This window comes from Wolbachia endosymbiont of Tuta absoluta (genome assembly GCF_059414725.1).
Window position 1 is genome coordinate 1 of record NZ_JBNRJY010000642.1, and the last position, 11,516, is coordinate 11,516.

Sequence of the window (11,516 nt, forward strand, 5' to 3'; positions counted from 1 at the left end):
CCACTTTGGAATATTGTTAGCAAATTAGCAGTGCTAGCATTGGCAGTAGAAATTAAGTCTTTTCATCTCTAATAATTAATTTCTACAATGCTGCCATTATGCTGAATATGGTGAGCGTCATCAAGTCCAGTAGAAGGATCGATCTCTTTTATACTAAGGCTTATTGAATACAAGAAGGTTTTCACTTCCATTGGAACTAGATGACCAAAGAATACAACCGAAGTGATAACAGCAAGTAAGGTTAGTAATTGTAACATATTCTAATATAGCGATACCCTATGGAAATACATATGATAAATTAGCTGCTAAGTAAAGTAAAACTGCCTAGAATATTTGCATTACCTTCTAGTACTTGAATGAGATTTCAAATTACAACGTTTCCACAAAGTATATAATTAACATCCACACCTTTGGTCAAGTTCCATTCACGCTTTATTACATTATATTCCATACCAGTCATATCTTGTAGTGTTACATTGTTCTCTCTTAGATGATTTGCAATTTCTGATGGCTTGAGAAATTTATTCCAATTATGTGTGCCTTTTGGCAGCCAGTTTAATATGTACTCTGCGCCGACTATTGCAAGACAGAAGGATTTAATAGTTCTATTTATCGTCGATATAAAAATTAGCCCTTCTGGCTTCAACAGCTCTATTGCTTTTTTCATGAAAAACTCTAAATTATCGACATGTTCAACCACTTCCATCAACAAAACCACGTCATACTTCTTGTCATTGCTTAGCTCTTCAATGCTAGTGTGTGTGTATTCTATATTTAACCCTACTTTCTTCGCATGCAACTGTGCCACTTTTATGTTTTCCTCACATACATCTATTCCTGCAACGCTAATACCAATACGCGCCATTGACTCTGACAAAATGCCACCACCACAACCAACATCGAGCAATGATAGTTCTTTTAAATCGCATTTTTTTAATTCTTTTATTTTCTCAACGATGTATGATACTCTCACAGGATTCATCATGTGCAATGGCTTGAATTTGCCATTCTCATTCCACCATTCACCTGCTATTTTAGCGAATTTTGATATTTCATCTTCGTTATAAGTTTTTGTGGTTTTTTTCTTGCTAATATTGCTAAGTTTATCAAGGCGTTCTTTATGTCTACTTTCTTTTGAAAATTCTGTTTCGAGGAATTGTTTGACTATGTCTTTTGCTAATCCACTCGCAGTAAACCCTGCACCAAGACAAAGTATATTCGCGTTGCCATGCTCGCGAGCTAATTTTGCGATCTCAACACTATTACATAAAGCAGCGTAGATTCCTTCAAAACGATTTGCCACAGTACTCATGCCCAAACCTGTACCGCAAATTAATATTCCATAATTTGCTTTTTTGTTTGTTATATCTTCTACAACTTCAGCAGCATAGTCAGGGTAGTCTACACTCTTTTGTTCAGCAGTGCAGCCACGGTCTATCACTGTATAATCTAAAGTTTCCAAGTAAGCCTTTATTTCTGATTTTAGTTCATAACCTGCGTGGTCTGAAGCAACTGATATCACATCTGACATATAAGAAATTGCAACTTAAGGGTATTTATATGGGTAATTTATTTTGAGCTTTTTGTCAAGCTCTCCTGATCTTTCTGAATAAATTTCGAGTCAGATATGCATAAATTCTATATAATTTTTATCCTACCACTACTCATTCGGTAAAATGGATCATATAGATATTATAAAGTCAAAATTATTGTTGTCCGACATAGTAGGAAAAAAAGTTAGGTTAATAAAAAGAGGAGATAGTTTTGTTGGACTCTGCCCATTTCATAACGAAAAAACTCCATCTTTTTCGGTCAGCAATGTTAAGGGCTTATATTACTGTTTCGGTTGCTCAGCTCATGGTGATGCGTTTGAATTTATTTCACAAACTGAGGGCTTAAGTTTTAAGGAAGCGTTGGAAAATTTGGCATCTGTTGCAGGTGTTGAGTTACCCAAAAACCTCAGCTTTGCTAAAGAAAATGACAAACTGTTTTCAGCACTGAATTTAGCTGCAAGTTGGTTCGCGCAGAAAAATCGAGGTGTTATGGCTTATTTAAGGCAGCGCAAGATCTCACTCAAAATCATAGATAAATTTAGAATAGGTTATGCACCAAGTTCTGGCTTGAAGGAATATTTGAACTCCTCTGGTATTAAAGACGAGATTTTGATCGATGTTGGGTTAATAAATAAGAATTCTCGTGATTATTTCTATGATCGGCTGATATTTCCTATACACAACATCACGGGCAAAGTTATTGGTTTTGGCGGACGTGCGCTGAACTCTGAGCAACAGCCGAAGTATCTAAACAGCCCAGAGAGTCAGCTCTTTAAGAAAAGAGAAAATTTATATGGATTAAACTTTGCTTTGAGTGAAATACGCAAAAAACAGCATCTATTTGTTGTTGAAGGATATATGGATGTAATAGCACTACATCAAGCGGGAATTAGCAATACAGTTGCTCCGCTTGGTACCGCAATTTCTGCAGAGCAGATAAAAAATCTATGGAAATTTGCTAAAGAAATTTCCATCTGTATGGATGGCGATAGTGCCGGACGTCATGCTGCTATTCGAATTGCAGAACTTGTTCTACCGATACTGGAGCCTGGATACACATTGAAGTTCGTAACTTTGCCAAACAATAAGGACCCATACGATATATGCAATGAGCTAGAATATAAGACAGAAGACGTACTCTCTGCTTTTAACCACTCAACAGAACTGCACTCTGAATATTTATGGCATCACATAATTGGTAGCAATTTGCAAAATTATGAAAAATTTGCTCCGGAAAAATATTCAATTCTTGAGCACAAGTTCATGAAATATGTCAATGCTATCGGTAACAGCAGTATTAGAAGGTATTATAGAGATTATTTTTACAATAAGGTCAGTGAATTAAGAAGAAACTTTAAAAAGCTGATTTTTAATAGCAAAGCAACAAAAGGTGAGTATCTTTACAATAAATCTCCAGAGCTAATTGAAGCAGAGCAAAATCAGGCCATAATTTTGCGTATAGCCGTAGAATTTCCTGAAATCTTGAACCGTCCTATATTTTTTGAGCAATTTTCTCATTTCGAATTTACTAATGAGATGAAAAAATTACAACAGTGCGTAATTAATATGGTAACTAATGAGAGCAACTTTAATAAAGAAATTCTGCTACAGGAGTCTAGTGTTATAAAGTTTATATTTGAAAAAACTAGCGTACTAAATAGTCAATTAAGTGAGAAGAGATCGGCAGAAACTGTCTGGAATAACATAGTATTACGGAAAGAATTAAATGTATTACAAGAAGAAAAAATTAAAGCAAGGCTGGGCGGTAATTTTGACTTAGAGGAAAGGCTAATAGAACAAATAAAGCAAATAGAGGATAGTATACAAGAAATGCAAATGGAATTTATTCAAAAGTAGATGGCTTAAGATGTTCAAAATTATTAGAAAAACACTGTATTAGTATTTGCTTAAAATAGCTTATTCTAGTATATTTCTGGTTTGTTCAACTACGATAAGTGTTTTCATTTCTTCCTCTTATTATCTTTCTAGCCTTATACCTTGGAAGTGGTATTTATTTTTCTTTTATCGGACTTGGTAATCCTCTTCATCAAATTTCACCGTTAGTTTGCTTATTACCAGCATTATTTTTTGCTGTTCTATTCAATAAAAACAAAATTCAACATAGTATTGATACTCTTATAAAAGGTATGGGTAATAAAACTACTCTTACCGTATGTTTGATTTTTCTATTTGCTGGAGCATTTTCTACTGTTACTGAATCGCTTGGTAGTATAAATGTTATTACTAACTTAACTATTCGATTTCTTCCAGCAAGATTATTACTTCCTGGAATGTTTTTACTTTCTACTTTTATTTCAAGTGCAATCGGCACATCAATCGGAGTTATTGCACTTATAACACCAATAGCTGTTAATTTAGCACAAAATGGAGCTTTTGATTGTGCAGTGGGTGTTGGAGCTGTGATAGGTGGGTCTATGTTTGGCAGCAACCTTTCAATGATATCTGACACTACTATTGCTGCTACTTCTTCACAAGGAGCTTCAGTAAAGGATAAAATAAAACTCACTTTCAAGACAGGATCTGTTACAGGTCTTATAATACTTATTTATCTAGTAATAATTTCAAATAGTACAGAAGTTGTTTCTATCTCAAGTCTGAATTATTTATCCATAGTCAAAATTATCCCTTATATATCTTTAATAATTATGGGTTTATTTGAAATAAACACTCTAGTAACATTAGCTATTAATATGGTTATTGCTGGGATATTAGGAATAGCTTTTTTTGATTATTCTCTTATTGAATATTCTCGTGACATATATAGGGGTTTTTATAAGATGAATGAAGTAATGATATTTATTCTCTTCAGTAGTGGATTAAGCCACTTAATGTACGAATACAGTCAGAAAAAGATAGATATATTCACCGATAAGGTGAATATGACAAAAACTCAAGCTGAATTTATGATTGCGGGAATATCATCTCTGTTTACTATTTTAGTTTCCAGCAATGTTGTTGCTATTTTATTAACTAGTAATATTGCGAAAAGACTTGCACAAAGATATAACATTGCACCACACCGTAGTGCGTATTTATTAGAAATATTTACTTCTATCACAAAAAGTATCTTACCTTATGGTTCTCACGTATTACTAGCAAGCAGCATTGCCTCTCTGTCACCTATCATCGTACTAACAAAAGTATATTATTGTTTTGTTTTTGCAGCAGTTGCAATAAGTGAAATAGTGATTAATGGCAGACGTCATGCGGTTGTAGCTCCTCAATTACCATAAACAACTCTTTAAATTTTCACTCAATTTGTTGATAAATTAACAAATATTATAATCTTTGCTAAAATACTTATATAGTACCAATTCTTTTAAAGACATAGTATTACTAATGTTATAAAAAATGTATCAAAATAGTGGAGAAAAAAATGCCTGATTATTATGAAATATTAGGAGTAAAAAGAGATGCTACTCATGGTGAGATAAAAAAAGCATATCGCAAATTAGCATTGAAGCTTCATCCAGATAAATTGCTTGAGGAAGTGAAAGAGCTAGATAGGCTAGAAGGAAAGAAGAAGGACGGAAGGCTACTATCACAGTCGGAAGAAGATCAACGGGCTCAACTTGAAGAGAAATTGACAAAGTTCAAGGAAATATCAGTAGCACGCAAAGTGTTATCTGACCCAACAAAAAAAAGCCAGTACGATAGAGGAAAGTATGAGTATGGGGATTGTAGTGATGAACTGGAGTTGTTGCGGGAAGAGATGAGTAAACTTAAACAAGAAGAGAAAAGAGAAAAATTTTTTAATGAAATATATATTATGTATTGTTCGAAAAGTCAAAAATTAATCGAAGAGAAAATAGAAAGGCTAAAGAAGAGTTTAAAAGAAATAGGCAAGATGGGCAAAGCTAAAGAGACTGAAGAACCAACTGAATCCGAATATGTAAGAACTATTCTGGGATTGTTGTTACATATCCAGTCAAATAAGTATGAAGAGTGTGATGATATAATAAAGAAAGTTACAATTGATGCTGGTGACATTACATTTCTAGTGCAAATTGCTATTATGTACGATCGTGTGGCATTTTTCAAGCTCTTTGAAGGAAGGATAGAAATATCACGAAATGAAATCTTAAGCTATGCTTATGAATACCAATCTGAAGAGTTTTTGGATTATTTTTTTAATAAGTACTTAGATAAATTAGATATCAACTATAAAGATAAAGAAGGAAATACAGCTTTACATCATACATTAAAATGGTTGGATTTGGGTAAATCGAAATACCAAGGTTTTGTCAAGTCACTTCTTAGTAAAGGTGCAAGGCTTGATGTTAAAAATAGCAAAGATGAAACTCCATTTGATCTCTTGGTCAATTATGCTACATACTTCTCTCGTAAGGAAAAAGTAGTAGAAAAATTAAATAATCTTTCGGTGGTGCTTAGTGGTTGTAAAACCGATGAGCTAAAGAAGCTAGAAGGTACTTCTGCGTTGAATGAACTAGTAGATACTATTGTTAGATATAAGCATAAAAAAGCTCTAGATCTTCTAGTTGAAAATAACATAAAGATTTCAAGTACTATTTTAGAAGGTATTGTTAAACACAATTGGAAAAAAGAGATTTTTGATTGCTTTTTACATAGAAAGAAATATAATTTTCAGGATAAAAATGGGAATACACCTCTACATCATGCTTTAAGAAACTTACAGCCCTATACGTCAATGCTTCGCAAAGTTGAATCACTTGTGAGTGCAGGTGCGAGATTTGATGTTAACAATGACCAAGGTGAAACTCCGTTTGATCTCTTGGTTGAATATGTTGAGAAGGGGTTTTATGGTCAAGCGTCAAGGTTAAGTTATGCTTGGAAGTTGTTTAACAAATGTGAAAATAAAGATGTACTAAGAGAGCTAAAATATAAAGATGGTACTCCTGCATTAGATAAACTAAATGAGCTTCGTATTAAGTGTCGTAATACTTCTATCATAGTTGCTTCTACGTTAGCAGTAGTAGGAGTTGCTTTAGAAGTAGCTATTGCAGTCTACTCAGGAATGTTAGCGTTAGGGATAGGAATTGGAGTTTGTTGTCTTGTTGTTGCTGCAATCACATACCATTGTAATAGTCCTGCAAATTTATTGAAAGATAGCAATGCTGAAGTTGCAATTAATCAAATGGCATTAGTAAAATTATAACTTAAGATCAGAAGAAATGGCAGATCAAGTTTAATAATGTTAATTCAGTAATATATTTAGTAAAATCTAAAACTAAGAAAATTCTATACTTGCAACTCTGTGAGATGCTGGTGGTATCTATCTTACTTTCTTGATAGGAATACAGATTACAAGAGATAGGCGATGGAATTTCAAAGAGTTTGCAAATAATAGTTATTATTTGTAGAATATAGAAAAGTTAATAGAGATTTTAATAGTATGCCATCCGTTACTTTTATTTTACCTGATGGAAGTAAGAAAAGCTATGAAGCTGCAGAAGGAGAAACTCTGCTTAATTTAGCCCACAGAAGTGATCCAGATCTGCTTGAAGGTGCATGTGAAGGCTCTCTTGCTTGTTCTACATGCCATGTGATTGTTGATTCAAAATTTTATGATGTTGTAGAAACACATAACCCTATATCTGATGAGGAAAATGATATGCTGGACCTAGCTTTCGGTTTAACAGAGACATCGAGGCTTGGATGCCAAATAAAAATCACAAAAGATATTGACGGTTTGTGCGTAACCGTGCCCAGAGGTACAAGAAATATATCATTAGATAAATAAGAGGATAATGCGTAAAATTTTTATCTATATTCTCATCTCCTTACCTTTGTTTATTCCTCTAGCTTATAGTGGTTTTTGGTATTTTTCTGCATTTAAGGTAAAAAGTCTTTTAACTGATTACATTAATGACGAAAAAGTTGATATTTCACATGATTTTAAGGGGTTTCCTTTTAACCTAGTTTTTCGTGTAACGAATCCAAAATTTTCTAATGAGCAATTAACTGTTTCATCTGAAGCTTTAATGATAAAAAACAGATTATTTGATAAGTCAGTATATATCTATATACCAAGCAATAAAGTAAACATTGCTGTCCGTAGTGATGAGAAAAAGAATATAAAGTGTCACACACACGTGAGTAGCCACTTTGTTGTTAAACTAAATGATTTACTATCTTCATTAAAATTCAACAGAAATAGCACTGTAATAGACTATATAGATACATTTCGTTACGAAGATTATGGATTAAAATGTGATGTTTTAGAAAATCAGCAAAGTGTTATAACTGAAGTGAATGATAAAAGTAATTACATTCAATTTCACTTTGATAAAGAACTGAATGAAAATACTAAACTAGAATTTGATTTTTATACTTACCGTTATAAACATACTGCAAGTCCTGAAAATTACCTTAGTGTCGACGCTAAATTAGATTATGAATTTGTAAACCATATTTCAGCTTCTAAGATTAATTTCAACATAGAAAAATTTTTGATTGAGAGTAATAACTTTTCTATTGCTGCGAATGGTGGAGTAAGTAATTACAATTTAGTTACATCTTCATTTGAAGATAAAATCAATGTAGCCATATCAAATTATAAAGAATTAATTTCGTTTGTGACTAATGATTCAAAGACTGCAGATAAATTGGAAAAATCAATATCTTCCTTATCAGAAAAAATCACTAATAACGACATTCAATTTTCAATAAAGTACGACAATAATGTAGGTTCAGGCTTTATTGGAAAATTATCCACTACTGATTTTATCACTCAATTCACCAAGAATGAGAATAGTAATTAGCTTACTTTTTACATTGATATTCCATTTAAGCATAAATGCTTTTACTTTGGATGATAAACTAAGAGACGAAAGCATGGAAGAGCGAGCAAGTAGCTTATTTGCAGTAATAAAGTGTCCAGTATGCTCTGGTGAATTATTATCCGAATCTGAGTCTCAAGTTGCATATGGTGTGCGTAAGACAATTCGCAAGAAGATCAGTGATGGATATACTAACGAGCAAATAGTTTCAGAGTTAAAAAATTCTTATGGAGATTCAATTATCATTGTACCACCTGTAAAATCTAGTACCTACATTTTATGGTTTACTCCTTTTATAATTCTTCTTATTGGATGTTTTCTAGTACGAAAATCAGTTCAGAAAATAGATAAAGTAGTAAAAAGATAACTATAGAGTAAAAGTGAGTTTACAACAAATGCAAGTAGCTACTATACGAACATTTGAGTTTAGATCAAAGATTGTAAGGTTAAATCTTCCATCCAAATAACCACGCACTCTACCTGCTTATCTGGGTAGACTTCTTGCACTAAGGTTTTATAGATCAACATTTGCTTTTTTATTTCATTTGATGAGGAAATAGAAACGTTATGGTGTGATTTATAGTCAATTATGATTGCTTTGTCTTCTGTTATGCACAGTCTGTCTAGCCGCACTAATACTGGTTTTCCGTCAATTGTTCCACTAAGTGGAATTTCTGATTTGCCCTCCAAGTCGAACAGGTAATCATATTTTTCATTAAAGGTTAATATTTTGCTGTAAATTTCATCCTTATCTTCACTAGTGTTTATGCTATCAAGATATTTCCTAACCCAATTTTTTCTCCTGTCTTTCTCTATCTTGGGCATATATTGCAATATACTGTGAATTATTAAGCCTCTTGCATAGCTGTCTGTCGTCCCAATGCTCCTTTTTGTCATTCCAGCATTCTCATCTGTCATCCCAGTGCTTGACACTGGCTTTTTTTCTCCAGGTTCCAGCGTTACGTGCTGCAATGACATTGATAGGTTTGATGGAGGTGAAATCACTGGAACATCAAAATAATCACGTTTTTTATAAATAGAAGGGTAGTTTGCATTCATGCATAGCACTTCAACTTTTTCTTTAAATATCGGCTGTAAGTATAGTTTTTTCCTCTCATATAATGCTCCATATTGAATAACTAGATCATACCAAGAGCCCTTTTGCACTGGCTCTTTGCCTAAAATGTATAACTCATCTTCAGCACGCGTAAGTGCCACGTACAGCAAACGCAAATATTCGTTATAATCCTCTAGTTTTTTCTCTCTTTTTACTTGATTACAATAAGCATTACTATTTTTGCCACACCAAAATGGTGCTTCCGTTGCATCAAACAAAATATTTTCGCTGTTTCTTGGTACCGTATTTGTGTCAACTAAAAACACTATTGGAGCTTGTAGACCTTTTGATTTATGAATTGTCATTATTCGTACAGCATTGAGTTTTGATTGCATATCGTTTTTAATCTCAGGATTATTTTCTTTGATCCACTGAACAAATGCTTGAAGAGATGGGTGCTCAAATTGCAATACGAGGTTCATAAATTCGTCTAGAATCTCGAAGCACTCAAGACCTAGCCTTGCAGCAAATTTCTTCCTGCCTGTGCGCAATATATGAGTGAATAGTGTAAGGGGGGATTTTGTCTGAGATAAATTAATTAGATAGTTTAATTCATTAGAGATAATCTCCTGATAATCTTGAAGTTTTTCCCACAACGACTGTTCTTTACGATCGTATGCAATATTGAATAAATCATCCTCAGTGAAGTTAAATAGCGGTGATTTTAAAACATTTGCAAGAGCAAGATCATTTGCCTGGAGGAGCAAAAATTCAGCTAAAGCTATTAAGTCCTGCACAGCTATGTAATCCATAATTCTAAAATAATCTCGGCCTATAACTGGTACATTTACTTTTTTTAGTTCACTTATTATGTAATCAACTAACACATTTCGCTGCCGTACCAAAATCATAATATCCCTTGGTTCTATATGACGATCTTTGGCGACTAAAATCCGCCCTTCGTTTAACCAATTGTGAATTCTTTGGGCTATTGCCTGAGCAAGTAATCGATCCTTTACTACATAATCTTTCCTCTGTGTTAAATGAATTTGTAAGGCTTGCTGCTCTTCCTCTTCATATCCTGGCAGTAACGGCCAAATTTCAATGTATCCTTGATCGTTTTCTCTATATGGAATATGTTTTATCTTGTTATCATTGAAAGATATTTCTTCACGAAAATTGTTAAATATTCTGTCTACAAGCATCAAAACTTCTGGAGTTGAGCGAAATGACTTTTCAAGTTGACATGATACCCAATCTCTGCCACCGGTTTTCGTGTGAAAATATTGCTGCATGTAATTAAATAGATGGGGATTTGCTCCTTGAAATCTGTAAATGGATTGTTTTACATCCCCAACAACGAATAAAGTTCTCTTTTCGTCACCACCGGTAAAAAATTCATTGCAGAGATTTGTTATAATTTTCCATTGACTGATACTATTGTCTTGCGCCTCATCAACAAGAATGTGGTCTATTTTTTGATCTAGATTAAACAATATCCAATCTTTATAGCCTGGATTGCTAAGGAGATTTGTTGCTAAATTGATGATATCATCATAATCAAGCAGTGCATTCTTTGATTTTTCACTATTATATAGATCAACATATACTTTAAATATACTAAGTAAACTACTGGTTCTTCCGAATATTTGATAAGAATTTATGTCCTTTACATGGGTAAACAATGCATTTTGAATGCTTTCTATCATTTGCTCTACGTCTTCAAATTTTTCCAAAGCACCCTTTGTTATAATGGATGATATGCTCTTTTTTTCGTACGATTCTGATTTGAGAAATACTTTAGCTAAGTTCTCTATCTTGTTGTCATCCAAGTAGCTGACACTGGGATCCATATTTCTTTTTTTTTGGGTCCCAGTGTCAAGCACTGGGATGACAACATTTGGTACGGACGATTTTCTGCTATTACACCAATCATAAAGTATCGCACTGTAACTCTGATCTCTTTTGCTGCCCTCACTTAATATTTTAGCTAATCTTTTTATCTGCTCAATCGTTTCACTCTGTAAATCGTGAATCTTATCTGGGGCACTTAGTTTATCTTTGATATACCCTAAATTATTTTCTAGAGCTGATCGATCCGAATAACTTCGCTAAAGAAGCACT

At 33.3% G+C, this 11,516-nt stretch carries 8 protein-coding genes and 2 pseudogenes; 7 read left to right on the plus strand and 3 right to left on the minus strand.

Annotated features, from left to right (window positions below):
• Positions 1–140 precede the first annotated feature (140 nt).
• Positions 141–257, minus strand: a pseudogene (locus ACJ5GX_RS06980) (cation:dicarboxylate symporter family transporter); the annotation flags it as partial.
• A 107-nt stretch (positions 258–364) separates the two neighbouring features.
• On the minus strand, positions 365–1,531 hold the full coding sequence (gene ubiG, locus ACJ5GX_RS06985; RefSeq protein ID WP_052264730.1) for a bifunctional 2-polyprenyl-6-hydroxyphenol methylase/3-demethylubiquinol 3-O-methyltransferase UbiG: 1,167 nt from the start codon (positions 1,529–1,531) through the stop codon (positions 365–367).
• A gap of 145 nt (positions 1,532–1,676) precedes the next feature.
• Here ubiG and dnaG point away from each other — a divergent pair, with 145 nt between their 5' ends.
• The 7 genes and pseudogenes from dnaG (at position 1,677) to ACJ5GX_RS07020 (ending at position 8,702) form a co-directional block, all read left to right on the plus strand.
• Positions 1,677–3,410, plus strand: coding sequence for a DNA primase (dnaG, locus tag ACJ5GX_RS06990; protein WP_019236374.1), 1,734 nt, complete (start codon positions 1,677–1,679; stop codon positions 3,408–3,410).
• A 98-nt stretch (positions 3,411–3,508) separates the two neighbouring features.
• Positions 3,509–4,807, plus strand: a complete 1,299-nt coding sequence (locus ACJ5GX_RS06995; RefSeq protein ID WP_007302679.1) for a Na+/H+ antiporter NhaC family protein — start codon at positions 3,509–3,511, stop codon at positions 4,805–4,807.
• A 143-nt stretch (positions 4,808–4,950) separates the two neighbouring features.
• Positions 4,951–5,232, plus strand: a pseudogene (locus ACJ5GX_RS07000) (DnaJ domain-containing protein); the annotation flags it as partial.
• Between the two features lie 189 nt (positions 5,233–5,421).
• Positions 5,422–6,711: a TomO hydrophobic C-terminal domain-containing protein gene (locus ACJ5GX_RS07005; protein ID WP_495292844.1), complete on the plus strand. Its 1,290-nt coding sequence runs from the start codon at positions 5,422–5,424 to the stop codon at positions 6,709–6,711.
• Positions 6,712–6,948: 237 nt separating this feature from the next.
• Complete coding sequence (locus tag ACJ5GX_RS07010) at positions 6,949–7,296, plus strand: ferredoxin family 2Fe-2S iron-sulfur cluster binding protein (protein WP_007302681.1); 348 nt, start codon at positions 6,949–6,951, stop codon at positions 7,294–7,296.
• 7 nt (positions 7,297–7,303) lie between these two features.
• Positions 7,304–8,317 (plus strand): hypothetical protein, encoded by a 1,014-nt coding sequence (locus ACJ5GX_RS07015; RefSeq protein ID WP_007302682.1) that lies wholly within the window; start codon positions 7,304–7,306, stop codon positions 8,315–8,317.
• The gene (locus ACJ5GX_RS07020; RefSeq protein ID WP_012481753.1) at positions 8,301–8,702 is read left to right on the plus strand and encodes a cytochrome c-type biogenesis protein; all 402 of its coding nucleotides are present in this window, start codon (positions 8,301–8,303) and stop codon (positions 8,700–8,702) included. The genes ACJ5GX_RS07015 and ACJ5GX_RS07020 overlap by 17 nt, the downstream gene beginning before the upstream one ends.
• A gap of 59 nt (positions 8,703–8,761) precedes the next feature.
• Here the strand turns inward: ACJ5GX_RS07020 and ACJ5GX_RS07025 are convergent, their stop codons facing one another.
• On the minus strand, positions 8,762–11,245 hold the full coding sequence (locus tag ACJ5GX_RS07025) for a UvrD-helicase domain-containing protein (protein WP_495292843.1): 2,484 nt from the start codon (positions 11,243–11,245) through the stop codon (positions 8,762–8,764).
• Between the last annotated feature and the right edge of the window lie 271 nt (positions 11,246–11,516).

Excerpts from the sequence above, each read along its gene's own strand:
- ACJ5GX_RS07025 (WP_495292843.1), bottom strand. The coding sequence starts at position 11,245 with ATGGATCCCAGTGTCAGCTACTTGGATGACAACAAGATAGAGAACTTA.
- ACJ5GX_RS07015 (WP_007302682.1), top strand. The coding sequence starts at position 7,304 with ATGCGTAAAATTTTTATCTATATTCTCATCTCCTTACCTTTGTTTATT.
- ACJ5GX_RS07010 (WP_007302681.1), top strand. The coding sequence starts at position 6,949 with ATGCCATCCGTTACTTTTATTTTACCTGATGGAAGTAAGAAAAGCTAT.
- ubiG (WP_052264730.1), bottom strand. The coding sequence starts at position 1,531 with ATGTCAGATGTGATATCAGTTGCTTCAGACCACGCAGGTTATGAACTA.
- ACJ5GX_RS07005 (WP_495292844.1), top strand. The coding sequence starts at position 5,422 with ATGGGCAAAGCTAAAGAGACTGAAGAACCAACTGAATCCGAATATGTA.
- ACJ5GX_RS07020 (WP_012481753.1), top strand. The coding sequence starts at position 8,301 with ATGAGAATAGTAATTAGCTTACTTTTTACATTGATATTCCATTTAAGC.
- dnaG (WP_019236374.1), top strand. The coding sequence starts at position 1,677 with ATGGATCATATAGATATTATAAAGTCAAAATTATTGTTGTCCGACATA.